Origin of the sequence: Parvularcula maris (assembly GCF_024505085.1) — a bacterium.
Lineage (GTDB): Bacteria > Pseudomonadota > Alphaproteobacteria > Caulobacterales > Parvularculaceae > Parvularcula > Parvularcula maris.
This window is the reverse complement of sequence record NZ_JANIBC010000018.1, coordinates 26,900-52,461: the sequence shown is the minus strand read 5'-3', so window position 1 is coordinate 52,461 and position 25,562 is coordinate 26,900. Positions and strand designations below refer to the sequence as shown.

The window sequence follows — 25,562 nt, the reverse complement described above, 5'->3', positions numbered from 1 at the left end:
CAGTGGGAATCCTCAACGACTCTGCGTTCGATGAAACCGCTCTAGATCGAGGATCGCTTTCGCCTTGCGTGCCCGCGCCGTGTTTGTTCATGTCGCAGTCTCGGCTCTCTCAAGAGACATACCAGACCTCAGGTCAGGCTTCATCGATCTCGGATCATGACCTGAGCGACGCGAGCGACATCCTCGCGATGGTCGTCGAACTCTTTGGTCATCAGTATGCGCCTCTTTATCAGCTTGTCGAAGAGGAGCGGCTGAACCGACATCGCCTCGCCACCGACCTCGCCGAGCGCACAAAGACGCTCAACCGGGCAAAAGTTCTCAAACGTTGCCGGCGAAAGCGCTGAAGAGGCTTTCCTCGTAGGGGTGAGCGATCTTTTCGAGCGCCTTGGCACGATAGGCCATCGATCCCCCATCGCCATAGTTCGGCCTTTTGATGTCGTGACCCATCAAGAGGCACCGAAGTTCGTAATCGACACCCGCCTCCTTCATCCGGCTCTCGAAGCTGTGGCGGAAGGAGTAGATCACGTGATCAGTCGTCTCGAACAGCTTGCGCCGTTTGAACGCGGCGCCGAGCGCGGCCGAAAATGCGTTCGTCTTATCGTGGTATTTCGGGAAACCGCGAGGTGCCCGCCTCGCCGCTTCGAGCGCGACGCCGACGAGCGGGATTTCGCGCTCGGACTCTGCCGCCTTGATCTCTCGGTCATCACGAACAGGGATAACAAGATGCGGCACCGGCGCCGCGAGGACAATGTCCTGCGGGCGCAGGTTGATGACCTCGCCAGGACGACACCCGGTCTCGATGAGGATCATGGTGACGAGGAACAGCTCATCGCTGAGGCCCGCCCAGGCTTCGCGGTCGAGAACGCGGGTGCGGACCCATTCGTCGCTGAAGGCTGGCCTTTTCTTCCGCTTCGCCCTCTTGTCCTTGAAGTTCAGCTCGCGGAACGGGTTCAGGCGCCCCTCTTCACCGTGATAGGTATAGTAGCGCCTGTAGAGATCTCGCATGTCACCGAAATGCCTTGCCGCCGTCTTGGGCGACTTCGGCTTGGGGTTGTTGTCCGACGGCGTAATCTCGTCGTTCCACCAGGCGAAATAGGTCTGGGCGTGCTCCCTTGTGATGTCGTTCATGGGGAGGTCGCCAACCACATCGACAAAGTAGCGCACCGAGCGTTCCTTGGTCTGCTCCCACAGCTTTTTCTGGGCGTCGGATTTCTGTCGAAGCTCGCCCACCGCAATCTTCGTGCGATAGAGTTCCATCGCCTTCGTGACCGTCACCTGCGGTTCGGCGACACCCCCAAGAACGGCTTCGACGACCTTCGGCAGCAGCTCCCCTTTCGAAGTCGACCTCTCCCCCGCGGCAAGCGCCCGTCGCACCAACTCCTCGAGCATTGCGGGGTCAGCGAGTTCGTGCGCAGGCTTGTACCGAAAGCCCAACGACAGCGCCCGCGCCTTAGCCAGCTCGTAGCGTTTGAGCGCATCCTCGATGGTCATCTCATGCCCCGCCGCTTCGAGCCGCAATTTCTCCTTGAGGACGTGCCAGTGTTCATCGTCGGCGGCGGCGAGCGCGTCCCGCCGCTCTCTGGCCTGATCGCGTTCCCGAGTGCCCAGAGAGACCCACAAATCGCCCCGCTCATAGAACGTGCGCAGACGTTTCGGCACCATTCGCCGATAGTGCCACCAGCCGTTTCGCCGGATCAGATAGCGGTCGGGATCGTCGCGTTTCGCCATGCCAAAATGTAGCAAAAAACGAGAAGAAAATGTAGCAAAACCTGCCGCTCAGCGATCCAAACGGACTAAGCAAGAAAAAAGCCGCTGAAAATCAGCGGCTTATCAAAATACGGAAGATCGACAATGGAGCGGGCGATGCGATTCGAACGCACGACCCTCACCTTGGCAAGGTGATGCTCTACCCCTGAGCTACGCCCGCTCAATGCCGATCCGGGTGCCGATCGGCGGCGAAGCCCGCATAAAGCAAATCGGGGTGCTGCTTGCAAGGCTTTCGTTGGCGCCAGAGCAAAAAACTTTCGCGGAGGTAGCCGGAAACCTTTCGCGAGCGATACTACCCCCGCCGTCAGCCGTTCTGAGGCGGAGTATCAATTGAGAACGGGGGCGATAAAGGGTAGGTTTTCAGCATGGATGCCGAGAATCGCCTCTACGCACGGTTCGCCGAGATGGGCCTGCCCTACGAATTGGTCGAGCACGAGGCCACGGCGACCGTAGCCGACAGCGAGAGGCTGGCGGCCGACATGCCGGGGGGGCGGTCGAAGAGCCTTCTTCTCACCGATCGCGACGGCAGGCTCGTGCTCGCCACCCTTCCGGGCAGCCGGCGTGCCGATCTACAGGCCATCGGTCGCCTCTGCGGCTCGAAGAGTAGGCTGAGCTTCGCCCTCCCTGAGACGATGCAGACGGTTCTCGGGGTGGAGCCCGGCCATCTCTCGCCCTTCGCGCTGATCAATGACAGCGCCCAGCGGGTCGGCATGGTGCTGATCGACGAGGCCCTTCTTCGAGCCTCGCCGGTCTGGGCGCATCCGCTGCGCAACACCGCCTCGATCGGCATGGCGCCGGAGCACTTGCAGGCCTTTGTCGCGCTTCACGCGGCGGAGCATCGGACCGCCGGACTTGCCGCAGCCTGATCGAGCGGCCATCTGGTGCCTCAACGATAGCCCCATATAGAGTGAGCGCCATGTCCAACACACTGAACCTAGGCGGCAACGCCCCCCAAACCGGCGCGGCAGGCGACGATCTCGTCAAGGACGCCACCATTGAGACCTTCGAGGCGGACGTCCTCACCGCTTCGATGAGCACGCCAGTGGTGGTGGATTTCTGGGCCTCCTGGTGCGGCCCCTGCAAGACCCTCGGCCCGATCCTGGAGAAGGCCATCCGCGCCAAGGGCGGACGGGTGAAGATGGTCAAGGTCGACACCGACAAGAACCAGATGCTCGCCCAACAGCTTCGCATCCAGTCGCTTCCCACGGTGATGGCCTTTATCGGCGGCCAGCCGGTGGACGGTTTCATGGGCGCCGTGCCCGAAAGCGAGGTGAACGGCTTCCTCGACCGCATTCTCGCCGCCGCGGACCAGATGGGCCTGCAAGGCGGCCAGGCGGGAGCACCCGATCTCGGCCAGCTACTGGATATTGCCGGACAGGCTTTCGAGGGAGGCGATCTTCCGGGGGCCATGGGCGCCTACGCGCAGATCGCGGATGTGGCGGAGGACGGCAGTGAGGAGCACGGCCGCGCGCTGGTCGGCATCGCGCGCTGCCAGCTCGCGGCGGGCGACGCCGAAGCGGCCCGCGCCACGATGACGCAGCTCACCCCCGCTCAAACCGCCCATCAGGACGCAGCGCAGCTTCAGGCCCAGCTCGATCTCAGCGCGGGAGGCGAGGTCTCCGTCGAGGCGAACGAGGCCGCCGAACGCTACCGCGCCAACCCGCAAGACCCCGAAGCCGCGCTCGGTTTCGCCGACGCCCAGATCGGCAGCGGCGATATGGAGGGCGCGATCGACACCCTCCTCGCCTCGATCGAGCAGGACCGGGACTGGAACGAGGGCGCGGCGCGGCAGAAGCTTCTCACGGTCTTCGACGCCCTGGGCGGCGCTCACCCTGCGGTGAAGAGGGGGCGTCGGCGCTTGTCTTCTATCCTGTTCAGCTAAGTCCCTTAGGGACGTCCCCGCGCCAGAGGGACGGTTTGGCGACAGGAAACGGGCTATGCACTTCAACCGACAGGATGCCGTTCTGCCGACGAAGCTGCCGATCTTCCCGCTGCGCAGCGCGATGCTTCTGCCGCGGGCGCAGCTTCCCTTGAACATCTTCGAGCCTCGCTACTTGGCCATGACCGAGTACGCGCTCGGCCATGGCCGCCTCATCGGCATGGTGCGTCCGAAATACGAGGACGACCCCGAGGGCACGCTCTACGATATCGGCTGCGCGGGGCGCATCACCTCCTTCATGGAGACCGGCGACGGCAGGTTCCTCCTGACCCTCACCGGGCTCTGCCGCTTCCGCCTGGAAGGCGACGAGCTCACCGATGGCGGCTTCCGCGAGGCGGAGGTGGACTGGTCCGCCTTCGCCCTCGACCACTATCAAGAGCCAGAAGAGAACCCCCACCTCCGCGACCGCGTCATCGAGCTTCTGATGGAGTATCTCGAAGAGGTCGGGCTTCGTGCCGATTGGGACTCGATCGAGGGCGCCAGCGCCGAGACGATCATCAACTCCGTCTCCATGTCCTGCCCCTTCGAGCCCGACGAGAAGCAGGCCATCCTCGAAGCCCGATCCATCGAAGAGCGCGGCGACGCCCTCGTCGCGCTGATGCAGATGGCGATCGCCACCAAGCGCTCCGAGCTGGGTGACGACGAGGTCTCGGAGCGGCTACAGTAGCCAGGCCATGACGAACGACGCCGCCCTCTCCCCCCGCCTCCTCGACCTTCTCGTCTGCCCGGTCAGCCGCGGACCGCTGCGCTACGACAAGGAGGCGCAGGAGCTCGTCTCCGAACAGGCGGGCCTCGCCTACCCGATCAGGGACGGCATCCCGGTCATGCTCGAAGGCGAAGCGCGCAAACTGGATGATTACCCGGCAGCAGGCTGACGATCAGCCCGTGAGCCGCTCCGCATGCCATCTGAGATGGTCCTCAATGAAGGTCGAGACGAAGTAGTAGGAGTGGTCGTAGCCCTCCTGCATCCGTAGGGTGAGCTTCTGACCGGACTCCCGGCAGGCCTCCTCGAAGAGGTGCGGCCTGAGCTGCTCTTCCAGGAAGTTGTCCGCCGTGCCCTGATCGACGAGTATCTCCGCCGCCGACGGGGCCTCTCTCACCAGGCGCGAAGCATCGTAGGCTGCCCATCGGGAGGGGTCCTCCCCCAGATACCGGCTGAGCGCCTTCTGACCCCAGGGAACCTCCGTAGGTGCAACGATCGGCGCGAAGGCCGAGACCGTCTTGAACAGCTCGGGGTTCTTGAGATGCAGGGTCAGGGCGCCGTGCCCGCCCATGGAATGACCGGTGATCCCCACACGCGCCATATCGGCAGGCAGCTCGCCTTCGATGAGCCTCAGCAGCTCACCCGTGACGTAGCTCTTCATGCGGTAGTTCTCGCACCAAGGCTCTTCGGTCGCATCGAGGTAGAACCCCGCGCCCTTGCCGAAGTCGTACTCGTCCTCCGCATCGGGAACATGGTCCCCCCTCGGGCTGGTGTCGGGCGCAACGACGATGAGGCCGAGCTCGGCGGCGACCCGCTGGAAGCCGGCCTTGGTGGTCGCGTTCTCCTCCGTACAGGTCAGCCCCGACAGGTAGACCAGCACCGGTGCCGTCGCACTCTCCAGCAGGTCAGGGACATAGGCGGCCAGACGCATGGCGCAGCCGCAGCTATCCGAGCGGTGCTCATAGGTCCGCTGGCTGCCGCCGAAACAGCGGGTCTCGCTGACGAGGTCCGCCATCAGTACACCACCACGGAGCGGATGCTCTCGCCCTCATGCATCAGGTCGAACCCCTCATTGATCTGACCGAGGCTGAGCTTGTGGGTGATGAGGTCGTCGATATTGATCTTGCCCTCCATGTACCAGTCGACGATCTTCGGAACGTCCGTACGCCCCCTTGCCCCGCCGAAAGCCGTGCCGCGCCAGACCCGGCCGGTGACGAGCTGGAAGGGGCGGGTGGAGATCTCCTCCCCCGCTCCTGCGACACCGATGATCGTGCTCTCGCCCCAGCCCTTATGACAGCACTCGAGCGCCTGGCGCATGGTGGTCGTGTTGCCGATACACTCGAAGGAGTAGTCCGCACCCCCGCCCGTCATCTCGACGATATGGGGCGCGACATCCTCCGGCTTCATGCCGCGAGGGTTGATGAAATCCGTCATGCCGAAGGTCTCGGCCAGCCCTCTTCGGCTATCGTTGATGTCCACACCGATGATCCGGTCCGCGCCGACCATCCGTGCGCCCTGCACCACGTTGAGACCGATGCCGCCGAGGCCGAACACCACCACGGTGGAGCCTGGCTCGACCTTGGCGTCGTAGACCACCGCGCCGACGCCTGTGGTCACCCCGCAGCCGATATAGCAGACCTTGTCGAAGGGCGCGTCCCGCCTGATCTTGGCCAGCGCGATCTCGGGCAACACCGTGTGGTTGGCGAAGGTCGAGCAGCCCATATAGTGGTGCAGCTTCTCCCCGCCGATGGAGAACCGGCTGGTCCCGTCCGGCATCAGTCCTGCTCCTTGCGTCGAGCGGATCGCCTGGCAGAGATTGGTCTTGGGGTGCAGGCAGTACTCGCACTGGCGACATTCGGGCGTGTAGAGCGGGATGACGTGGTCGCCGGGGGCAAGGCTCGTCACCCCCTCCCCCACTTCGAGCACCACCCCTGCACCCTCATGGCCCAGGATCGCCGGAAACAGCCCCTCGGGGTCGTTGCCCGAAAGGGTGAAGGCGTCGGTGTGGCAGATGCCCGTGGCCTTGATCTCGACCAGCACCTCCCCGGCCTTCGGCCCTTCGAGATCGACCGTTTCGATGGAGAGCGGCGCTCCTGCCTTGAACGCGACGGCGGCTTCGGTCTTCACGGCGGTTCTCCTTGATGAGGGCTGAGACGGGCCGTCCTTGCGCCCTGCCGCCCCGCACCTCAAACGGTCCGTGCAGTCGAGACGCCGCGGGTCTCAAAATTCTCCCGAAGAGTGCTTGACGCCAGCGCGCCCGTTCTCTACTCCCGCCTCTCGCTCCGCCATATGGAGCAAGCGCGGGTGTAGCTCAGTTGGTTAGAGTGCCGGCCTGTCACGCCGGAGGTCGCGGGTTCGAGCCCCGTCACTCGCGCCACTTTCCTAAGGGAAAGTGTTGGTTTCTCTTCAAAAAACGGTTCTAGCTTGGTCTGGTTAGATGGTCGGCGTCTAGACATGTGCCGAGCTGCTCCATCATGGAATGATCTGCACACTGCAATTTGCGTGGANACGGTTCTAGCTTGGTCTGGTTAGATGGTCGGCGTCTAGACATGTGCCGAGCTGCTCCATCATGGAATGATCTGCACACTGCAATTTGCGTGGAAGGGAGTGGTACCGCCTCCCCGGTTCGAACGGGGGACCTCTTGATCCACAAGTCGGGACCTCGGGACAAAAAGCACAACCAGATCAAAACTTTGAAGGCGTTGCGAGCGAAACGAAGCTCGAACTAAGCCTTTGACCGTCTGACGTCTTGGATGAAATGCCCGGCTGAGGAAAACCGAGGGAGTCTATGGCGTGTACATTCCCGCCGGTCCGCCGCAACATCTCTCATCCTTTCCGATTCGTACTCCACGTGAGAACCCTGATGAGCGCACCTCTCCCCAAATTCTCTCATCGCTACAGCGAGGTTGACGAGAAGAAGTCTTCCGGCGCGACGTTCACGCCGATGCTCCTGGCAAATTTCCTTGCAACTCAAACGCTAAAGGAGCGGAACCAACGGGGAAGCCGGCTTAGAATCTTGGAACCAGCAGTCGGCGATGGAGAGCTTCTGTTAGCGCTCCTGCGCGCGCTGGCCCCTGAGGAGCGGCGGCATTGCGAAATCGTTGCGTTCGACACCGATCTATCGTCTCTCAGTATCGCTCGGGCTCGGGTTGAAGACCAATTCCCAGAATGTAAAATTGAGGTCCAGCATGGAAGTTTTCTTGAGCACATTGCCGAAAAACTGGCAGGTAGTAATTTATTCAGCTCCGCAGAACCACCAAAGTACGATCTAATCGTCGCGAATCCACCCTATGTTCGCACTCAGATACTAGGCACGAAACAGGCAAAGGAGCTTGCGCGGGTCTTCGGCCTTTCTGGCCGAATTGATTTATATCAGGCGTTCGTAATCGCGATCGGCAGAATTTTGGACAATAAAGGTGCGGCTGGTCTGATTGTATCCAATCGTTTCATGTCCACCAAGACCGGTGCCGTTATGCGAAAGTCGCTCATCGAACAAAGAAGGCTCAAGAAGGTAATTGACTTAGGCGATACAAAAATTTTCGATGCTGCGGTCCTTCCTGCACTTCTGTTTCTCGGTCCACAGAACGATGAGGAGATAGTATTCAGTTCCATCTACGAAGCTGACGGGGAAACTGACGAAGTCGCATCCGATCCAATTGACGCTCTTTCATCAGAGGGCAACGTCCGAATAAGTGATGATCGAGTTTTCATGGTGCAGCATGGGAAACTCGACAATGGTAGATCATCTGACGGGGTATGGCGTCTTTCAAGTTCGCGCGTAGACAGCTGGCTCGAAACCGTCCGAAACCACACGGATTCTTACTTCGGCGACATCGGAAAGGTGCGCGTGGGCGTAAAGACGTGCGCTGATAAGATTTTTATACGATCAGACTGGGAACAGTTAGGATCACCCGAGCTGTTACGCCCCCTCATCACTCACCATTCTGCAAGGAGATATCGAGAGGGCATTCCCAAGAAGAAGCGAGAAATTCTATATCCACATGGCTCGACTAATGGGCAGAGATTCGCAGTTGATATTTCTCAATACCCACGATCAGAGACCTATCTCCGACAGAATCAGGAAGCTCTAGAGAAACGTAAGTATGTCCTAGAGGCAGGACGGAAGTGGTATGAGCTCTGGGTTCCGCAAGACCCGAGTGCCTGGTCACAACCTAAGCTCGTGTTTCGAGATATCGCTGACGAACCAACATTTTGGATAGACCTAGAAGGTGCTGTCGTAAATGGTGATTGCTACTGGATAGCAGTAGATGATCAAAGTAGTGAAGATCTACTATGGCTTGCAGTTGCCGTTGGCAACTCATCGTTCATCGAGAAATACTATGACGCTTCCTTTCCAAACAAACTATACGCCGGCAGGCGACGCTTTATCACTCAGTACGTTGAGAAATTCCCACTTCCAGATCCCGCATCGAATGTAAGCAGGGCGATTGTAAAGCATGCGAGGGATGCGCATGCTCAACCGGCAGATGCCGATATCGAACATCGCCATCACCAGATTGATCTATTGGTCTGGTCAGCGTTCGGCCTAAGCGCTGAAGAAATTTGACGGCAACGGGATTTGGAGTTTTTTGTTCAGTCTACGACCTTGGAATTGAACAAACCGGTTGAAGAAGTCCCGTCCTGTAATCAATACCAGTCCAGTCACGGCCACCGCTGTCCCGTCGGTCTTCGCGTCAAAAACAGCATACCGCACATCACAATGCCTGATCTGATGGCCACCAAGCTGCGGTACATCGAGATACTCATCTGAGTTCGGTAATACGAGGCCCAAGTCTATCGTGGGGGAAGTCTGAAGCTTTACCTCCAAGAGCTGGTTTCGAACATCAGGGAACTGCCCATTATCTCCATAACGTGTATACCCGAGGGCCTTACACACGAGTCGATGCAATGCTTCTCCGCGGCTTCTCTCCGACACGGCCCCAGAATCCTTGAATGAGTTACCGACGATTGCGCGCAGTTTCTCGAAGAGATCTGCAATTGGTAGGATGCCTTCCTCGACCGATGGCGGTTCCTCTGGACGCCTTTGAGTTGACCCCACGGCACCTGAATCGCATAGAGGTTCAATCAAATCAGTATCCCTGGAACTGAAAAGCTGGCAACCCTGGCCTCTCTCGCTAAACCTCGCCTGATACTTCTGAGTGAGTGTGCCTGTCGTGTCAAGCACAGCCAATGTGTCACCGTTTACAACTTTTATTCGTGTGATTACATCATCGCTATCTACTCTGATCAGCACATAGCGCCTAGCAGATGATAACTCTTCGTTCCAAATCTGTAGGTTATTAGCCTTTTGAACATATGTATCAAGTAGCTGGCCAGGGAAACGAGGCTGCGTTTTTTGAAAGCTGGGCGGTGCAGAATAGCCCATTGCTTCTGCTACCCAGCTCTTCGCGACTTTCGACCTTGTTCTTATTGGCAGTCCCGCAAGGCTTGCTCCAATCAAAGAATCAGAAAGCAACTGCTCAAGATCACCTGTTGGTATCCAAAGATCTGGGTCTCCGACAGGTATCTCATCATAGATGGTAAGGTTGGATCGCTGGATGTTTGACACGAACCTGTTGCCCGTGTCGGGTTGAACTCGAAAAGATGCTGCGCGAGTGGAAGACTGAGACATCCCCAAGGGATGTCATTTCGATGGTGATTCCGCCAGACCAGCACTGCATAAAGAAGCTCGTCAGGTCACCGCTCAGCTCTCCACTTCAGACGCTTGGTGGCTGATAGGCTTGGTTTATCGGCGGTGGTCGATTTGGCTTCCCGAGCGTCGCATTGCGCACGCAACCGACGCCACCGAACGCCGGGTCGTCCGCGCCTCGGGGAACCTGGTCCGCACCGCCTCGACGATCGCCGGGTACGTCATGTCCGTCTCGGCGAGCAGGTGCCGGACCATCTCGGTCAGGTTCCTGAATCCGTCCGTGTCGTGACCGTCTTGGCCGTCGGCCTCATCGGCGGCGTCCGGCTCGGTGTCGGCAACCTTCGGCTCACGGAGGGCGTCGACGATCGCAACAAGCTCCGCCTTCGGGCGCTTCCAGTAGGTCAGCTCATCTCCCCGGCGCGCATCTCCTGTTGTGCTCCTCGACCAACTCGCGACCGGTCATTTCGTTCAGGGTCTTCATCGCCTATGCTCCAGTCTCGGCCGCCGTCCGGAGTGGGCGGCGGTCGCTGGGAGCGTGGCGCGAACATTGGTCCCTGCGAGCGTGGAGACGATGACAGCGAGCTACGGAAGCCTACCCGAAGCAAACCTAGTGGTTTTGTACACTGATCGGAATCAGTTCGCTATAGCCCCCGTCGTCCAGAGTCAGCTCAGAACCAGCAGCAGACACGGAGCTCAGCATCGCCGAAATCATGTTAACCTTGAAAACGCTAGTTCAGCCGTCCCAACAGGTAATGAACGACGCCAAGGCGCATGGCTTCATCAGCCTCATCGTCAGCGTTGATTGGGCTTTCGGGGTCGTCCGGACTGAGGCCTTCAAACTGCTTGAGCAAGGACGTAACATTCGGGCTAAATTCGGTATACGGCTGGTCAGCGCTCGGATCGGTGTCAAGTAGACCGTCTAGCTCGCGGGGAACAGTAGCGATATAGCCGCGCGAGTTGGTGATACCGGCGGCATAAGCCCAAAAGTCTTCTGGCTTCTCTAGCGCAGAAAGGTCGAGAAGTGAAACCCGCGATCGGCGTTCTGCGGTGATGGTGGACCTCGCGAGACTGACGATTGCTGAACGCCACTCTTCTTTCAAATCTACGCCCTTTAGAGCTTTCTGAAGTGAGGCTAGCATGTGAAGTTGATCAGTGTCGGAGAGCTTACCGTGCACAAGCTCAGACAGCCGGTGGATAACGATTTCGACGCGGCTTGGATCAGGTCGTCCAATAGCTTCCACACCTAAAGCCCGGCGTTGCTCCGTCGCGCGGAGTGAGTCGAACCCATCGACGTACATCAGAGCAAGACACTCAATTAGTTTTGTCTTGAGCTCGGAGTCCATTGGGGTTGGTTGATTGATCGATTGATGGCTATCCATAAGAGTTCTCCTTGTTTGGTATGGAGAATCTAGTGACAAAATTCTGGTAGTCAATCAATGATTGTCTGCGGTCGTTCAAGGGAGCGTGAGCTTGAAGAAAATCAGTGTCTCCATTGAGGAAGGAACTTTTGCAGCGATGCATCAGGTTGCAGATATGCGAGCGATGACAGTGCCCGATCTCATCCGATCGACACTGGCAGGCGCATTCGGTGGCGAAGGATCGGAGGCGTCTAGCCCATTGGTGAAAGACGTTGCAGAAGAGGCGATCAGGGAAGGCCTCACCAACGAAGAAACCATGGCACGTGTCCGGGAAAAATGCCCCGGTTCCTCTCCCACCCCGGCTTCCATCTCGTGGTATCGCACTCGGCTGCGGAAGAACGGCGAGCCTGTGAAAACCGATGCCGAAGCCAAGGTCACGCGTGCGAGAGGCTAGGTGGTCGCCCTACGCATCGTGACCTGCTGAAGGTTTGTCGCTTCGAGCACGAGTTCATAAGAGCTGGCCATGCGCTGTTGATCGCCAACTTTCATCGCGGCGTCGAACAGCCGCTCGGCACGCTTGCGCAGCGCCGTGCGCGGCTCTGCGGCGCGGTACGCCTTCCTGAGCTCGGGGTCGGACGGCAGCGCCACCCGCTCGGTCACGCCACGTAGGAGCGCGAGGGCGTTCGGCATCTCGGCCTCCAGTGCCTCGATCTGCCGCCTGAGCTCCACGACCCGTTCCCACTCGTCCTGGGTGGCGGCGATGGAGGCGAGCCTCGCGCTGGTCTCCTCCTTCCGCCTCTCCAGCTCCTCCCGCACCCGCTCAGCCCGTTCGAGCCCGGCGATGGCGTTCTCGCAGGTCAGCAAACCGTTCATTGCGCTTCCCCCTCAATGGCGGGGAGCATCGTGCCCGTCAGCTCCTCCATCGTCCTGCGGCGGTGGGCGGGAGCGCGCGGCAGCTCGGCCGCATGCGCGAAGTGGGGAGCGGAGCGGTAGGCCGCCCATCTGAGGTTCGGCGTCAGGCTCCTCACGATCCTGTTGCCATCGTGCAGCCCCGCATGGCGCAGCTCCTGCGCCAGCTCCATCCCCTGCTCGCGAAAGGCTAGGAACGCCTCTTCGAGCTCTACGAACGCTGCGTCTAGGTTGCGCGCCACGACGGTGAGCGCCTCGGCGCCCTCCTTCGCGACCGCCCTCGCCTCTGCCTGCCTCGTACGTTCGGCCTCTGCCGCAGCATCCGCATCGCGGGACCGTTGCAGCTCGGCGCCGTGGTCCAGGTCCTCGGCCTCGTCCCGCAGCTCGCGGCGTTCGGCCCTCAAAGCCTTCAGCGTCCTGTCGTCGCCGTCCGCCACGGCGGCGGCGATCCTTCCCTTCAGCTCGGCCAGCCGCTCCTCGGCCGCCAGCCTCCTCTTCGTCAGCAGTTCAAGCAACCTTCCGTCTCCTTCCCGTCCCGCGCGTTCGTGCGCGCACGAATGATAACGCGGTGGGAGGCAGGGCGTCCGCCAGCGTTTGGGCTCGCGGGGCAAATGATGATCATGCAGCAGCGAACAGGTCATTGCGAACCTTACGCCACAAGCAGTCAGACGGACCGAACGGTGCCTGGACGCGATCGGCAGGCTGCATGATCCGTTGAGCCGAGAAGTTTGATCGTCGAAGCGACAGGCAGGCATGAACAAGCGTGAATATCTTGCCTACATCCTACGCGACCGATGCGGACACCCCTTATGCGATCAGAGGGACAACCCAAAACTGCATGAGACTGCGGTTTGCCCTTGAAGCAAATTGTTCACCAGTTTAACTTGACTGAAGTTAATCGAGCGGGGAGATGGTGGTGAAGTTCGATTGGGGATGGGCAGCTGTTGCGACCGTCGGGGCGTTAGCTTCCGCTGTACCAGATGCAGAAGCTAAGCCTGTCACTGTCGCCAAGGCTTCGGCAAATCCTTTCGGGATCACTTCGTGCGAAGAAGCCGAAGCTTACGTGGCGGATCAAGTCGCGAAGGGCCGTATCGGTGGCAATCCGCTACCCTGCGAAGAAACAAGTCGGGGCACGACATTCTCCGAACCATCGCCATTCGTCGGCCAGCTCCAAAGCTTTGTACGGATCGTCGTTCCTATTGAGGATGGCTTTACGCCTGGGCTTACCGTAGATTTCCGCGAAACCGTATTGATTGACACCGTCACGCTGTCACAGAGTTCGAACTCAAAACGGTTTGATTATAACGAATGCATGTTGTCTGGTTCATCCGGCTGTAGCGAGAAACATGGTTATCAGTTGACTGCTGACGTTTTCGGTCGATTCGCAAACACACTCGATGATTTGGTAGATAACATTAAAGACAAACTGATATCATTTTTTGTGAAGGATGTCGCCAATCGTACTGAGCAGCATGCCCAGGGTGATCAAAAGCGCGCGCTTGATCCACCCGACTTCGACTATTTTAATGTGCCTGCCTACAACACATCTTTCGTAGAGTTGGAAGGATTCAACCCTCTTGCAAACGAGTTCAGCACCGCTTTCCAAGAAGCTATGGACCGGTTTGGAACGAGCAGTTTTCACAGTATCAATACCTATGAGAAGATGTTGGGGGCCATCGTCGATGAAGAGTATGAGGCGCTCCTCCCCTTGGTTGACGCCCACCTGATGTTCGAGGGCGACCGGCTTCAAAACCAACATGATGCTGGTGTCTACCTGGCCATGATGCCTTCGTTCCTGGCCGAGCTGGGCCTTCAGGACATCGACCTCTCGGGGCTGTCGGGGATCACCGATGCGGACCTTTCTTCTCTAGGCCTGTCGCTCGACGGTCTGACACTGTTCAGCCTTCTGATCACCATAGGGAACGACCTTCAGCTCGAGGGATACACAGACCCCCAGATAGCGAGCTTTAAAGGCGCGGCCTTCAGTCCCTCGGCCGGTGAAGTCCCGCTTCCCGGAGGCGCCGTGATCATGGCCACAGGACTCTTTGCTCTGGTAGCGCGGGCACGCCGCGTGCGGACGTTTTAGTCGGTCGACTCGCCCGGTAGGGGTCCGGGTCATGCCCAATTGCTCTAAGCGCAGAATGTCGAGTATCGCGCGGGAAAGATATTGCCGTAGGCCTCGTGGTCGTTGCGATTGAAGACAGGATCGCAAGGGCATGGCGGAGCTGCCCGCTCAGCCGGTTTGGGGTGAAAATGCGCGATGAGGTGGAGTTCAATGTTCGGGCGGCTGCCTCGCTTCGTCGTTGGCCAGTACGATAGGCGAAATTCCGTCTCACCGAACAGCATGTTCAATCGAGCGGGCTTGATTGCGCGTTACAACGAATCGGCAATAGCTGGCTCATGTGAAGTGTCACTAATCAGGAGTGCTATTGAACCCTTCAACTAAGGCCGAGAGCCGCACGAATCTCGGGGTAGAATATAGTTGCGACAACGCCGCCGAGGGCACCGAGACCGCCAAAGACGGTGCCCGCAGCTGCAACGCGAGGCCGTCTTTCACTCTGCGCTTGGTTCGAACAGTAGGTTGCTAAACTGACAGCGATAATGGCCACCAAAACTGCTTGTTCTCCAGAGGGAGGCAGGACGTCTGGATGGAATAGCGAGACCACCCAATAGACGACGAAGCCAAAAGGGATGAACACGATAGAGGTCATGAGCCCCGTACTCCATGCATCCCGCAACACATTATCTGTCATCGAACGCCCTTCGCACTGCCTGCTGCTATTACAGAATGGAGAAGCACGGGGGTCAACCGCATGCGAGCCAGGTTCCGAACCAACGGGGCTAGTTTCGTCCAGTAGAGAGCCGTTTCGCAGCGAACTTGCCCCGTGATTCCTGAGCGGGAGGATCTTCGGCCACATCCAGTAGCACTGGTGCTGAGCTACCGCTCAGCCCTCCAGGTGCCCGGCGTACTCGACCCACTGCCTGAGGCGCTGGCGTGTCGCCTTGTCCACACCGCCCATCCTCGCGACCACCTCAAGCGCCTGTCGCTGCAACGCCTCGCTCTCGAAGGGCGGGGGATCGCCGAGGCTGTCCATCTCCTTCAGAAGCCCATGCTCGGGGTGGCAGAGCTGCCCTACGGCGATGCGCACGTTCATGGCGCCGTCCGCGAAGCGGCGGCAGACGACGCCCGAGGGCGACACGAACTCTACGGTCACGCAGTCAGGGCAAGGCTTACTCATCCTCTTCGTCCAGCTCGGTCGTGGCTGCATCGGCGGCGCGTACGGGTTCGGCGTCCAGGACGTCGTCCTCGCCGGCCCTTGGTGCCCAGGACGGTCTTTCGACGCGCCTGATGACCTCGGGACGCTGCTGCGCCTGGACGTTTAGCTGCGTGTTGACCGTGACCGAGGGCGCGTTCCTGCCGTCCGCCGAGACCATGGTCTTGTTGACGAGGCTCTTCAGGATCTGGGGGTCGTAGTCCACGAGCTTCCTGACCGTCACGAAGTCGCCGAGCTCTTCGTCCCATACGGGCATGCCGTCCTCCCCGATCAGCGCCTCCTCCACGATGCGCCCCGTTGCAACGAGGGCCTTCTCGACCACCTCGTCTCGGATGGCATCGAGCCTGATCGCGATGGACTGCTCCCACGCCTCCGCCACCGCCTTGTCCGTGGTGCGCCAGTGATAGACGACGGAGCGGGAGAGCTGCGAGCGCCTGCACGCTTCCGCCACCGAGCCCGTCAGGGCCAGCTGCGAGAGGAACAGCTCCTTCGCCTCCCTCTGCTCGACCGGCGTCCTCTGCACCATGCTGACCTCCCCTATCCCAGGCCCATGCAAGGCCGAGCCTTTTCGGCCCCTCCAAGCGCATGAACCGGAAGGGCTTTCCGTCCCTCCACGGGGACCACCTGATCGTCAGTCACCGGACACTGCCGGATCGCGTGTAGAGCGCAGCGGGCGACGCAGCGCCCGCAGAATCCAAAGCGCGTTGCCGTTCTCTCTGCGGCTGCCAGAAGCAACCATAACGCATACTGATGGCACTCGACGCCCTCGAAGCGTACGGTGGGCGTCCGGTCTCCCAGGAAGACAAAGACACCATCAGGATGTGCGGACAGGACGGGGTGTCTTAGGTCAAGCTGCTGTTCGCTATAGTCTTTTCGTGCCCGGGACCGCTAAGACACAAGACGGCTATGCTCGAAGCTACAGAAATGTCGTAATCATGGTCACGGCTTTCGAGATGAGGCGAACGCCGCTCATCGTACCTTTTCTGCCATAACCATAATTGTAGGTGTCTTGGTGTCTTATTGCAGTAAGAAGGTAACGATAACAACGCTTTCGGGTAAGACCATGCTGTAAGACACACATGCCGATAAGACAGGCGCCACCCTGTCTTATCGGCGTATGGAACCCGGCAGCGCCTGGAAGCCAGTTAGCCGTCAAAGGCATCGTTAGCTTCCTCGATCTTCCGCCACGCCTTCGCCCTCCCTGCAGGTCCTTCAGCCTCCCACTTCGTGTGGTCGCGGCATGACCAGAGCTGACACGTAGGCAGTCCGCCCCCAGCGTTCGTGTTGCGAGGGTGTTTCACACATCCGAAGCGCTTCAGTGCCGTTCTCACCTTTGCCTGGCTAACCTTGGTCGCCGCGCTGCGGCGAAGCTCATCGCAGGCATCATCGACCCTGAACAGTGCGTGCGCGAAGGGGCCGGACTGCTCCTCAAGCCACTGTTCGATAGTCAGCTCGATGTCGGATTTCGAAGCCTCCCGCATAGTGAGCTTACCTGCTGTCATCGGCGCACGGCCCTTCGGGTTCAGCTTTGGCGTTCTCTGCTGAAGCATGTGGATGAAGGCCCCAGGTGCCTCCTCGCTCCCGATCCAGCCGAAGAGGTCATCGTAATAGGCGTCGTCCTGAGGCTCCATTGGCGACGACAGCACCATCCACCGCCTGTCCCCGTCCTCAAGCCGCACGGCATCGTCGTGGTTGGTGAACGCCAGAATGTTCAGGTGGTTGGGGATCGAGTAGAGCGGCATGTTCTTGTTCTCGATACGCAACGTGTCGTCAGTGATGACCGGCTTCAGCTTGTTTGCGACCTCAAGCTTGCCAAGCGTCATTAGCTCCTCGATGATCGCCAGCGAGGCCCCCTGCTGCCAAGCGGTCCAGTTGCCGGTGACCTCTCCGTTGCTCGGCTGCGAGACGTTCCGCTTGCCGATGGTCCGCTTCAGAAGCAAACCGATGGCCGATTTACCCGTTCCCTGGCTACCCACGACAAGCGCGGCGAACATCATCTTCACCTCGGGCCGACAGACAAGGAAGTGCATGTAGTCGAGGAAGTAATCCCGTTCCGTCTCGTCAGGCAGCAGCAGCTCCAGATGGCGCTCGATGATCGATGTATCGCTAGGCCTCGGCTCGGCGGCTGAGGGCCGCCAGAGATTGAAGGCGTTGTCGAAGGTCGGCGGTCTGCCGGGGATGTAGACGAGTTCCTCGAACTTCCGGACCGGCGTCTTGTTTTTGTAGACCAAGCTAGGAAGGTTCCTATCGGGGCAGAGGTCCGCGAACATCGCGTTCCATTGCTCCTGCTTGTACTGCTTGAAGTCCGTCCGCCTGATGAACGAGCTGGCATCCCCTACGAACACCCAGTCATGCAAGACCGGGTGGTCAACCTCGACGTTGGGCTTCTTCGGCTTTTTGGGCTTCGCCTCGTCGGCTATCGCAGGAAGATCGTCCTCGAAGTCGCTTGCTGCGATCTCAGCCGAAGGGGCAACGCCTGCAACGTGCCTCGCGAAAGTCTGCCAAGTGATACCGCCTTTCCGGTCAGCTTCCAGGCCCTGCCACCTATCCTCGATCGAAGGTCCGGCCCCACCATTGGCATACTCGGGGTCACGTTCCGACCACGCTTGGAAGGCAAGCATGGCATCCGTGTCGCCGCCTGCTGCAGCGTGGAACGAGATGAGGAGTTCGATCCACTGCTCGTACCGCCCCTTACCGTACTCCAACGGGTCCAGGCCGTTCAGGCGGTCGATCAGCTCCTCGACCGTGAGCGGACAGTCGGTTTTGATCGAAGCTGGCAGCTCGTTTCTAACAGCCAACTCGAGCAGCGCTGCCGGAGCGTCCTTGACCGACGGCATCCAGAGCTCGTCTTCCGCCCAACGGTAGATGCCGCCATCGGGATGAACCGAACCGGCGGCTACGACATAACCGCCCTCTGTCTTCAGATCGATACCAGGTAAACCGTGGCGGTTCAGGTTGGCTGCTACACGCAGATCGGCGGGTTTGCGCAAGTAGACATGGAAGCCGCCGCTTCCCGTACGGACGAAGGGAAACTCGTCAGCATCGAGCAGATCGGTTCCAAGCCTCTCGCGAAGCTCTGCTAGAATGTCGCGTCCCTCGGGGAAGTTGCGGGGGTCGATATCTACGACTAGATCGGTTGCGGTCAGCCTCACGCCCAAGTTGCCGCCGTTCTGCACATGGCGCTCGGCATCGAAACCTGCCTTCGGCTCCCGCCACGGGCCCTGTGGCTCTTTCGAGCGCGGTTTGAGGGAGAAGAGGTCGTGCCCGTGGATGTGGTGTGCCTTCAGCTGCTCTACCTCCGGCGCCTCTTTGTCGTCGTGAGCCATCGGTCAGACCTCCAGCGAGGTCGCGAGGAACGCCTCGACGGCGGCCAGCGGATAGAAGACCGCCCGGCCCCGTGTGACGAACTCGGGGCCCTTGTCCAGGCCCTTCCGCCTCAACGAGCGGTAGCTGTCTAGTGTACTGACGGTCAGGCCGGTTGCTTTTGCGGCTTCCTCCGTCGTCAGGAAGTTGCGCAACGATGGTTCGATCGCGCCTTGCGGCGCGCTACGCTGATGCATGAACTTGTTCCTTTCGGTTAGCGAGTTCGACGTCTGCTTCTTCGACTGGCCGCCGTTCCTTCTGGAGCGGCGGCTTTTTTCGTTCCGAAGTGAGCTGGATCGATTGTGTCAGTCCGGGTTTCGGGAAGAACCTATTGTTTGAGGTTCTTTGCTACATTGTAACTTAGCGAGCAGCCCGGCGGCAGTGTTGCCGTCGTCGCTCGGTTTGATACTCTCCCCGCCGAAGAAGGGGGACACCATGGAGATATCCGACTGGTTGAACGCTGCCGCGATCCTGGCGAGCGGCCTAGGTATCTACGTCGGCATCAGGGGCGTTCGTCAGCAGATTCAGACGGAGACCTCCATTCGGTACTCTGAAAAGATGATCGCTGTCATCGACCGACACAGACCAAAAGACCTATCCGCATACGTCGACAGACCGTTCGAGGAGTATCCCGACCCTTCGAAGCTTCAGGAGTACATGGAGTACTACTACGACGTGATCTTCCACGAGTTCCAGCTTCGGGAGATGGGCTCGGTCAACGATGTGATTTGGAAGACCTGGAGACAGGGTCTGAGGCGCTGACTACGGCGGCAAATCTACGCCGACGGCTGGACCAGGGTACGGGATGTCTTCAGCATCCACCCGAAGTTTGTCAGATGGGTGGATAGCGAGTACAGCAAGGCTGGCTGGGGAAAGCCGTTCAGCGCTGGCGGTGAGATGGTGCCATAACTGATCAATGGGACCATGCAAAGGCGTTCAGCTTCTTCGCCAGCTCGGTTTGCCACCCGCCTCAGTCGTTCTATCTCTCATACGAAGATCGGTTGGACGTTGTTTCTAAGAGGTGACACCTGCCGACGGATGCGGTTTAAGCAGATCGTAGACAGGCGCTGCCCTTAGTAGCGGCCGTTTTAGCCATCGACGCGGGAGCGATTTAACTCTCGGCTGGGCCTGGAGTTCCAAAGGTTTGCACTCAGTGTGTCCCCGTCACCGTAGCGCTTCGGTCCTGCCCTCGGCCATGAAGTTGTGGAGGTCGCGGACGGCGTAGCGGACTACCTTGCCGACCTTCGAGTAGGCCGGACCCTGCCGCTTCAGTCTCAGACCCTCAAGCGTCCTGACCGAGAGGCCGATGATCGTCGCCGCGCCCTCAGTGTCAACGTACTCGATCGGGGCGGAGAGCAGCCGCTCGATCCGATCCAGCCTCTTGATGATCTCTTCCATGACCTTCCACCACACTTCGCTCTACGGAAAACAGTGTACTGAATTATAGTGGGCGCGCAGACCATCAGTCGGTACTCTCTGGCACCTTCAGTATGGATGAGCAGCACTGTGATTGCGACGGGCAGTCGTACGATAGTTTCTGGCTAAGGGAATTGGTTGCGTTCCTTTTCTGAATGCGCGATGAAGCAAGGGCTCACTTAGAGCGGGGTTCAGCAGGTTCAGAGTAGGGTGTCTATCTCGTGCTAGTCGATGTCCTTCCTGCCTGGACTGGAAGCTTAAGTTTCGCAGCTGCTGTGACCGGCGGGGCCTTCTTGGCAACGTTGGTATTTTTACTAGGAGCGAAAAGGCGAAACAGTAATCGCTTGAAGTTAATTGATTTCGTAATTACGCTTGCTGGTGCATCAAGTGTACTAGGCCTACTTTATCGGCTCAAGACCGATTCGACTTTATCCGTCTGGAGATATTAGACGGTCATTGGAGAGGTCAACACAATATCTTCGAGTCAACGATCAATATTGCGGAACATAGTTGTGTAGCTGCAGAGACTGCAGTGAGGTCGCCCTATTCTCCTGATAATTTTGATGACATTGTCGGTTACGATCGGCAAGTATGCGAATGGGGTAAGGAACTTCGGTCGATTTTTGAACAACTGCCTTCAACTCCTGACGAACTTGATGGTCCCATCATATGGCCGGAGTATCCGGCAGATGCGCGAGATTTTTTTAAGGGCCGGGCCTCCGCAGCTGATGACGCAGTCAGAAGACTGAACAATTGGGTCGAGGAGTATATACAATTCAGATACAGAGTGCTTTCGCCTTGGCGACATGACTTCTACTACGCTCTTGCACCTTTTGTGGCATCAATCTTCTTCAGCGCTGCGATTGCCAGGTCTCTGAAAGCCTTTCAACTGGACTAGGTTTTCTCCTGGGGATGCTAGAGCAAGTCGTTTCTTCTGGTTAGGTTAGAAGTCCGGTCCGTTATGATATTGGTTCGGTTTTAGACCAAGGCGCTGTCCATCTCACGATAGGCAAGCATGGCCTCTGCCACCCTCTCCGCCTGCACTCGCATCGTCTCCTCGAGCGCCGCCCTCGTGACGTAGCGGAACGTCACGCCCTGACCCTTGTGGTTCATCAGGGCCATGCAGACCTCGAGCGGCACGCCCGTCATGGCGCAGAAGCTCCTGTAGGTGTGACGGCACATGTGGGGCGAGAGCCAGAAGCCGCCCTTCCGCTTGAAGCTCTCGATGTGACCGCTCCTCGACTTCGCCGGGAACACCCATGGCGACCAGCTCCTGAGGGCCTCGATCTCATCGAGCACCGCCCTCGGCAGGGGCAGCCTGAAGGCCCTGCTCTCGCCGCCCTTGGGCTCCCTGATGAAGGCGACGCCGTTCTCGTCGATGTCGTCCCAGCGCAGGTTCCTGACGTCGTTCGCCCTCAGCCCCGTCAGCATCATCGTCGCCCACGCCGCTCGCATGACCGGGTTCTCGATGCCGTCGATGGCCTTCCAGGCTTCCGCCATGTCCTTCGGCTCGACGGCCCAGTCCCGCTCCTTGTCCTTGTGCATCCTGACGGCAAGGCTGACAGGGTTCGGCGGCAGGTCCATGGTCCTCGCCACGTCGTTATAGAGGGCCTTCAGGACCCGAAGCGCCCCGTTCGCCGTCGTCGGGCTTACATCCTTCGTCAACCGTTCATGGAGCGATCTGCAGGTCTCCCGGTCGAGCTTGTCCATCGGCATGTCGGCCACCTTCTTGAGGTGCACCTCGGTCTGGTGGCGGTACCAGTCGACCGTCGTGGGCCTGAGGCTCTTGGTCGCGACGTGGCGCTCCATGGCCTCGCGGACGGTGGGTGCGGTGGACTTCAGGCGCCTGGGGTCCTCGCCTCGGCGTGCGGCGACGTTCGCCTCGGTCGCGAGCTGCCTAGCGGTCTTCAGGCTGACCTCGTCGGTCCTGCCGATCATCACCGAGACCACGCGGCCCGTGCCGTCGTTGATGCCGGTCACGAGCTTGTAGGAAGCGGACCTCTTGCCCACCACGACCCTGAAGCCCTTCACCTGCGTGTCGTAGAGCTGTTTGCCCGCGCCCACCTCTTCCATGCAGCGGTCCACCACCGCTTGGCTTAGCTTCGTTACCACTCTCCACCACCTCCTAAGGCCCGAAATCGGCCCTGAGACACAGAGTGCTCAGGGGTACACGGAGGTATTATGTCGAGAAGCGGAGCGGTCGCGGACCACGACATCTCGCGGGGAGACCATCGTTTTCATACTGGATGGAGTGCCTGAGAGTATCAGGGAGTGGTACCGCCTCCCCGGTTCGAACGGGGGACCTCTTGATCCACAATCAAGCGCTCTAACCTACTGAGCTAAGGCGGCACTGGGTCGCTACGCAAGCGTTGCGAAGGTTGCGGGGTGTAGCGCCGGGGACACCGCGCGTCACCCCCTTTTTTACGCCTCGATCAGCAGCGCTTGCCCTGCTGGCTGGTGATCTGGCGGAGGTTGTTGATCCTCGTGTCGGAGGCCGGGTGGGTGGAGGCGAACTCGGGCGGGCGCTGCTGGCCTGCCGAGGAAGCCTGCATCCGCTGCCAGAACCGCACCGCCTCGCAGGTGTCATAGCCCGCCCGCGCCATGTAGCGCACGCCGCCCTCATCGGCCTCGAGCTCGTGCTTGCGGCTGTAGGGCAGGATCGCCCCGTAGACGGCGCCAATACCCAGGGCCTGGACCAGGGCTCCGCTGCGCTGCTCGCAGGCGCGGCGCTCCTGAGGCGTGCCGTCACAGGAGACTCCCGCCGCGATCGAGGCCGCGCCGATGCCGATGCTGGCGACCATGTTCTGGCTGTAGCGCTCGCCCGAGTGGCGGTAGTTCACATGGGCGATCTCGTGCCCGACAACGGCGGCGAGCTGCGCGTCGTTCTGCATGATGTCCATGATGCCGGTGTGGATGCCGATCCTGCCGCCGGGCAGGGCAAAGGCGTTGAGGCTCTTGTCCTCGAACACCAGGTACTCCCACTGGGCCGGGTTGCCGCCCGCGGCCCTGATGAGCTTCGGCGCCACACGGTTGAGGCGCGAGGTGTAGCGCTCGTCTCGTGAGATAGGCTGCTGCTTCTTGAGCTGCTCCCAGCTTCCGGCGGCCGCCTGGGCCATGTCGTCTCGGCCCGCGAAGAGAAGCTGGCTGCGGCCCAGCTCCTCATTATAGGTGCAGGCGGTCAGCCCCGCCACGGAAGCGAGGACCACGGCCAAGGCCGAGCGGCGGAAACGGGGCATCAGACTCTCCCTAATGGAACTTTCCACAAGATAAGAGCCGCCGCACCCATGGTGCAACGGCTCTCTTCATAACAGCGCCGGGAGGTTACTGGTTCGGCGCCTGAGCCTTCACCGAGCTGACAGCCTGAGCGACGCTCTGGCGCTGACGCGCGAGGAGGTCGTAGGCAGGGTCGGTCTGCGGGAGGTCTTTGAGGGCGTCCTCGTACTCGTTCAGCAGCGTGCTCTCGCCGCGGGCGACCTCGTTGAGGATCGCGCCATCATCGCGCCCGCCGGTCACCGCATCGCGGATATCGGTGAAGGCGCGGTGGGCGGCGGCGAGGAGCGAGCCGTCCTCCTCGATGTTCTCGCCCGAGGCCTGAAGATGGCTTCTGATCTCGGTGGCGAAGTTGCGGCGCTCCTGGGCGCGCTCGCGGAACATGACGGCGAAGCTGCCATTGTCGGCGCTTTCCGCTGCGCTCTCATAGCCGTCGGCACTGTCGACGACGCGGGTCAGGACGCTTTTCAGCTCGCTGGTGGTCTTGGACATATCGGGTCTCCTTCTTCTGGTTTCCGGAGGCACGGGCGCGCGGCCCGTCCATGACGAATCAACGGCGCAGGCGAGCCCGCCGTTCCGTTAACGCCGGGAGAGCTTCACCGCCGGAAACACCCTGTCTTCAGGGGTTTGCCCTTTCGGGAACCGGCGGCTCCCGAAGAGCGTCTCCTCAGCCTGATGCTGAACGCCGTCCTCGATCCCCGCCTCGATGCCCAAGCCGCCGGTCTGGTCTATAGCTCGGACGATGCGCCGGGGATCAGCCGTGTCAGGCGCGGGCGCGGCTGGTCGTTCAAGGACCCGCTAGGCTGCACCATCGCGGATGGGGCCGAGCGCCAGCGCTGCCTCTCCTTGGGCGTGCCGCCCGCCTATGAGGATGTGTGGATCTGCCCCGATGCCAGGGGGCATTTGCAGGCCACGGGACGGGACGTCAGGGGCCGCAAGACCTATCTCTACCACGACGACTGGCGCCGCTTCCGCGACGAGAAGAAGTTCTCGGCCCTTGGCGGGTTCGGCAGGAAGCTGAAGGAAGCTCGCCAGACCAATGACGGCCTGCGCCGGGGCCTTCAGCCCAGCAGGGCGAGGGTGCTGGCCGCGGTCTTCCACCTCCTCGACACCCATGCCGTCCGGGTGGGGAACGATACCTACGCCGAGGCGAACGGCAGCTACGGCGCCACCACCCTGCGTACCCGTCACCTCAAGGAAGACGAGACCCACCACCTCGTCCTCCAGTTCAAGGGCAAGTCGGGAAAGCTGCAGAAAGTGGAGCTTCACGACCGGCGCTTCGAGAACCTGCTCCGCACCCTGAGCGACCTGCCTGGCCAGCGCCTCTTTCAGTACGAGGACGAGGAGGGAGCGCTCTGCCCCCTCACCTCTTCGGACGTGAACGCCTATCTCCACGGCCTCTTCGGTGACACCGTGACCGCCAAGACCTTCCGTACCTGGCACGGCTCGGTCGCGGCCTTCGCCGCCGCCTGCCGGGAAGGCGCGAAGGTGGACGACGTGCTCGAGGCGGCTTCCGGCAGGCTCGGCAACACCAAGGCCGTCGCCAGGTCGAGCTATGTGCACCCCCGGATCATCGAGGAGGTCAAGGACGGCACGTTCGCCGGGCTCGGCAGAAACCCCTGCAACATGCGTGCACGATCGGGTCTGGGACGGGAAGAGAGCGCGTTCCTGCGTTGGCTGGAGCGGTAGGAGGGGACGTCGCGGCCTACCACCTGTTTTTCCTCCGGTATGCCTATCGTATACAGTATTCTTCAACGTCATCCCGGCCGTAGCGAAGCGGAGAGCCGGGACCCATGGACCGAGTGGATCACGCATTGCAACGGTCCGGTCCATGGGTCCCGGATAAGCCTGGCGGCTTTCCGGGATGACGAAAAAACTATCCGTTGTCGAACACTACTTGAGTATCTGCCGA

Annotated in this window: 25 protein-coding genes and 3 tRNA genes; 11 read left to right on the top strand and 17 right to left on the bottom strand. The window is 60.3% G+C overall.

All coding sequences use genetic code 11. The features are described 5' to 3' along the window. Positions 1-344 (top strand): hypothetical protein (locus NOG11_RS13780; RefSeq protein WP_256620369.1); only part of this gene is annotated, 344 nt, incomplete at its 5' end. On the opposite strand, the gene NOG11_RS13775 is transcribed toward NOG11_RS13780, so the two are convergent. Both NOG11_RS13775 and NOG11_RS13770 read right to left on the bottom strand, forming a co-directional pair. Next, positions 319-1,728, bottom strand: coding sequence for a DUF6538 domain-containing protein (locus NOG11_RS13775; protein ID WP_256620368.1), 1,410 nt, complete (start codon positions 1,726-1,728; stop codon positions 319-321). The genes NOG11_RS13780 and NOG11_RS13775 overlap by 26 nt on opposite strands. A 124-nt stretch (positions 1,729-1,852) precedes the next feature. Then, positions 1,853-1,927: transfer RNA gene (locus NOG11_RS13770), tRNA-Gly, on the bottom strand. A gap of 205 nt (positions 1,928-2,132) precedes the next feature. On the opposite strand from NOG11_RS13770, the gene NOG11_RS13765 reads away from it, so the two are divergent. The 4 genes from NOG11_RS13765 to NOG11_RS13750 are packed head-to-tail and all read left to right on the top strand — an operon-like array spanning position 2,133 to position 4,581. Next, complete coding sequence (locus tag NOG11_RS13765) at positions 2,133-2,633, top strand: prolyl-tRNA synthetase associated domain-containing protein (protein ID WP_256620367.1); 501 nt, start codon at positions 2,133-2,135, stop codon at positions 2,631-2,633. Between the two features lie 50 nt (positions 2,634-2,683). Further along, positions 2,684-3,649, top strand: a complete 966-nt coding sequence (gene trxA / locus NOG11_RS13760) for a thioredoxin (RefSeq protein ID WP_256620366.1) — start codon at positions 2,684-2,686, stop codon at positions 3,647-3,649. Positions 3,650-3,704: 55 nt separating this feature from the next. Then, entirely contained in the window at positions 3,705-4,373 is a 669-nt protein-coding gene (locus NOG11_RS13755; protein ID WP_256620365.1) for an LON peptidase substrate-binding domain-containing protein, read from the top strand. 7 nt (positions 4,374-4,380) lie between these two features. Beyond that, positions 4,381-4,581, top strand: a complete 201-nt coding sequence (locus NOG11_RS13750) for a Trm112 family protein (RefSeq protein WP_256620363.1) — start codon at positions 4,381-4,383, stop codon at positions 4,579-4,581. 3 nt (positions 4,582-4,584) lie between these two features. On the opposite strand, the gene fghA is transcribed toward NOG11_RS13750, so the two are convergent. After that, a complete protein-coding gene (gene fghA, locus NOG11_RS13745) occupies positions 4,585-5,424 on the bottom strand; it encodes an S-formylglutathione hydrolase (protein ID WP_256620362.1) in 840 nt (279 codons plus the stop codon). Continuing rightward, a complete protein-coding gene (locus NOG11_RS13740) occupies positions 5,424-6,536 on the bottom strand; it encodes an S-(hydroxymethyl)glutathione dehydrogenase/class III alcohol dehydrogenase (protein ID WP_256620361.1) in 1,113 nt (370 codons plus the stop codon). Before NOG11_RS13740 ends, fghA begins: the two co-directional genes overlap by 1 nt. A gap of 173 nt (positions 6,537-6,709) precedes the next feature. Here NOG11_RS13740 and NOG11_RS13735 point away from each other — a divergent pair. Then, a tRNA-Asp gene (locus NOG11_RS13735) sits at positions 6,710-6,786 on the top strand. Between the two features lie 486 nt (positions 6,787-7,272). Continuing rightward, positions 7,273-8,976 carry an Eco57I restriction-modification methylase domain-containing protein gene (locus tag NOG11_RS13730; protein ID WP_256620360.1) on the top strand — a complete coding sequence of 568 codons (1,704 nt, stop codon included), beginning with the start codon at positions 7,273-7,275 and terminating at the stop codon, positions 8,974-8,976. Here NOG11_RS13730 and NOG11_RS13725 read toward each other — a convergent pair. Both NOG11_RS13725 and NOG11_RS13720 read right to left on the bottom strand, forming a co-directional pair. Beyond that, complete coding sequence (locus NOG11_RS13725; protein WP_256620359.1) at positions 8,956-9,978, bottom strand: hypothetical protein; 1,023 nt, start codon at positions 9,976-9,978, stop codon at positions 8,956-8,958. The genes NOG11_RS13730 and NOG11_RS13725 overlap by 21 nt on opposite strands. 809 nt (positions 9,979-10,787) lie before the next feature. Beyond that, positions 10,788-11,438, bottom strand: coding sequence for a hypothetical protein (locus NOG11_RS13720; RefSeq protein WP_256620358.1), 651 nt, complete (start codon positions 11,436-11,438; stop codon positions 10,788-10,790). A 91-nt stretch (positions 11,439-11,529) separates the two neighbouring features. Between NOG11_RS13720 and NOG11_RS13715 the strand changes: the two genes are divergently transcribed. Continuing rightward, a complete protein-coding gene (locus NOG11_RS13715) occupies positions 11,530-11,871 on the top strand; it encodes a hypothetical protein (RefSeq protein WP_256620357.1) in 342 nt (113 codons plus the stop codon). Here the strand turns inward: NOG11_RS13715 and NOG11_RS13710 are convergent. Together NOG11_RS13710 and NOG11_RS13705 are read right to left on the bottom strand one after the other, a co-directional pair. Beyond that, complete coding sequence (locus NOG11_RS13710) at positions 11,868-12,290, bottom strand: hypothetical protein (protein WP_256620356.1); 423 nt, start codon at positions 12,288-12,290, stop codon at positions 11,868-11,870. The genes NOG11_RS13715 and NOG11_RS13710 overlap by 4 nt on opposite strands. Next, the gene (locus tag NOG11_RS13705) at positions 12,287-12,841 is read right to left on the bottom strand and encodes a hypothetical protein (RefSeq protein ID WP_256620355.1); all 555 of its coding nucleotides are present in this window, start codon (positions 12,839-12,841) and stop codon (positions 12,287-12,289) included. The genes NOG11_RS13710 and NOG11_RS13705 overlap by 4 nt, the downstream gene beginning before the upstream one ends. Positions 12,842-13,242: 401 nt before the next feature. Here NOG11_RS13705 and NOG11_RS13700 point away from each other — a divergent pair, with 401 nt between their 5' ends. Then, positions 13,243-14,412: a hypothetical protein gene (locus tag NOG11_RS13700; protein WP_256620354.1), complete on the top strand. Its 1,170-nt coding sequence runs from the start codon at positions 13,243-13,245 to the stop codon at positions 14,410-14,412. A gap of 859 nt (positions 14,413-15,271) precedes the next feature. Here the strand turns inward: NOG11_RS13700 and NOG11_RS13695 are convergent. From NOG11_RS13695 to NOG11_RS13680, 4 genes are all read right to left on the bottom strand, one after another. After that, complete coding sequence (locus tag NOG11_RS13695) at positions 15,272-15,565, bottom strand: hypothetical protein (protein WP_256620353.1); 294 nt, start codon at positions 15,563-15,565, stop codon at positions 15,272-15,274. After that, positions 15,558-16,127 carry a hypothetical protein gene (locus NOG11_RS13690; RefSeq protein ID WP_256620352.1) on the bottom strand — a complete coding sequence of 190 codons (570 nt, stop codon included), beginning with the start codon at positions 16,125-16,127 and terminating at the stop codon, positions 15,558-15,560. The genes NOG11_RS13695 and NOG11_RS13690 overlap by 8 nt, the downstream gene beginning before the upstream one ends. 619 nt (positions 16,128-16,746) lie before the next feature. Further along, the gene (locus tag NOG11_RS13685) at positions 16,747-18,927 is read right to left on the bottom strand and encodes a bifunctional DNA primase/polymerase (protein ID WP_256620351.1); all 2,181 of its coding nucleotides are present in this window, start codon (positions 18,925-18,927) and stop codon (positions 16,747-16,749) included. Between the two features lie 3 nt (positions 18,928-18,930). Further along, positions 18,931-19,161 carry a helix-turn-helix transcriptional regulator gene (locus NOG11_RS13680; protein WP_256620350.1) on the bottom strand — a complete coding sequence of 77 codons (231 nt, stop codon included), beginning with the start codon at positions 19,159-19,161 and terminating at the stop codon, positions 18,931-18,933. Positions 19,162-19,399: 238 nt separating this feature from the next. On the opposite strand from NOG11_RS13680, the gene NOG11_RS13675 reads away from it, so the two are divergent. Then, complete coding sequence (locus NOG11_RS13675) at positions 19,400-19,726, top strand: hypothetical protein (protein WP_256620349.1); 327 nt, start codon at positions 19,400-19,402, stop codon at positions 19,724-19,726. A gap of 402 nt (positions 19,727-20,128) precedes the next feature. On the opposite strand, the gene NOG11_RS13670 is transcribed toward NOG11_RS13675, so the two are convergent. The 5 genes from NOG11_RS13670 to NOG11_RS13650 form a co-directional block, all read right to left on the bottom strand. Beyond that, a complete protein-coding gene (locus NOG11_RS13670) occupies positions 20,129-20,362 on the bottom strand; it encodes a MerR family transcriptional regulator (RefSeq protein WP_256620348.1) in 234 nt (77 codons plus the stop codon). Positions 20,363-21,358: 996 nt separating this feature from the next. Next, a complete protein-coding gene (locus NOG11_RS13665; RefSeq protein ID WP_256620347.1) occupies positions 21,359-22,492 on the bottom strand; it encodes a tyrosine-type recombinase/integrase in 1,134 nt (377 codons plus the stop codon). Positions 22,493-22,652: 160 nt separating this feature from the next. Then, positions 22,653-22,729: transfer RNA gene (locus NOG11_RS13660), tRNA-His, on the bottom strand. A gap of 83 nt (positions 22,730-22,812) precedes the next feature. Beyond that, positions 22,813-23,616: a M48 family metallopeptidase gene (locus tag NOG11_RS13655; protein ID WP_256620346.1), complete on the bottom strand. Its 804-nt coding sequence runs from the start codon at positions 23,614-23,616 to the stop codon at positions 22,813-22,815. 85 nt (positions 23,617-23,701) lie between these two features. Beyond that, a complete protein-coding gene (locus NOG11_RS13650) occupies positions 23,702-24,142 on the bottom strand; it encodes a ferritin-like domain-containing protein (RefSeq protein ID WP_256620345.1) in 441 nt (146 codons plus the stop codon). A gap of 135 nt (positions 24,143-24,277) precedes the next feature. On the opposite strand from NOG11_RS13650, the gene NOG11_RS13645 reads away from it, so the two are divergent. Continuing rightward, positions 24,278-25,339 carry a DNA topoisomerase IB gene (locus NOG11_RS13645; protein ID WP_256620344.1) on the top strand — a complete coding sequence of 354 codons (1,062 nt, stop codon included), beginning with the start codon at positions 24,278-24,280 and terminating at the stop codon, positions 25,337-25,339. Positions 25,340-25,562 lie beyond the last annotated feature (223 nt).

Coding starts and splice junctions, on each gene's coding strand:
- fghA (WP_256620362.1), bottom strand. CDS start 5,424: ATGGCGGACCTCGTCAGCGAGACCCGCTGTTTCGGCGGCAGCCAGCGG.
- NOG11_RS13710 (WP_256620356.1), bottom strand. CDS start 12,290: ATGAACGGTTTGCTGACCTGCGAGAACGCCATCGCCGGGCTCGAACGG.
- NOG11_RS13680 (WP_256620350.1), bottom strand. CDS start 19,161: ATGCATCAGCGTAGCGCGCCGCAAGGCGCGATCGAACCATCGTTGCGC.
- NOG11_RS13695 (WP_256620353.1), bottom strand. CDS start 15,565: ATGAGTAAGCCTTGCCCTGACTGCGTGACCGTAGAGTTCGTGTCGCCC.
- trxA (WP_256620366.1), top strand. CDS start 2,684: ATGTCCAACACACTGAACCTAGGCGGCAACGCCCCCCAAACCGGCGCG.
- NOG11_RS13670 (WP_256620348.1), bottom strand. CDS start 20,362: ATGGAAGAGATCATCAAGAGGCTGGATCGGATCGAGCGGCTGCTCTCC.
- NOG11_RS13690 (WP_256620352.1), bottom strand. CDS start 16,127: ATGGTGCAGAGGACGCCGGTCGAGCAGAGGGAGGCGAAGGAGCTGTTC.
- NOG11_RS13775 (WP_256620368.1), bottom strand. CDS start 1,728: ATGGCGAAACGCGACGATCCCGACCGCTATCTGATCCGGCGAAACGGC.
- NOG11_RS13650 (WP_256620345.1), bottom strand. CDS start 24,142: ATGTCCAAGACCACCAGCGAGCTGAAAAGCGTCCTGACCCGCGTCGTC.
- NOG11_RS13730 (WP_256620360.1), top strand. CDS start 7,273: ATGAGCGCACCTCTCCCCAAATTCTCTCATCGCTACAGCGAGGTTGAC.
- NOG11_RS13655 (WP_256620346.1), bottom strand. CDS start 23,616: ATGCCCCGTTTCCGCCGCTCGGCCTTGGCCGTGGTCCTCGCTTCCGTG.
- NOG11_RS13720 (WP_256620358.1), bottom strand. CDS start 11,438: ATGGATAGCCATCAATCGATCAATCAACCAACCCCAATGGACTCCGAG.
- NOG11_RS13685 (WP_256620351.1), bottom strand. CDS start 18,927: ATGGCTCACGACGACAAAGAGGCGCCGGAGGTAGAGCAGCTGAAGGCA.
- NOG11_RS13755 (WP_256620365.1), top strand. CDS start 3,705: ATGCACTTCAACCGACAGGATGCCGTTCTGCCGACGAAGCTGCCGATC.
- NOG11_RS13750 (WP_256620363.1), top strand. CDS start 4,381: ATGACGAACGACGCCGCCCTCTCCCCCCGCCTCCTCGACCTTCTCGTC.
- NOG11_RS13675 (WP_256620349.1), top strand. CDS start 19,400: ATGGAGATATCCGACTGGTTGAACGCTGCCGCGATCCTGGCGAGCGGC.
- NOG11_RS13765 (WP_256620367.1), top strand. CDS start 2,133: ATGGATGCCGAGAATCGCCTCTACGCACGGTTCGCCGAGATGGGCCTG.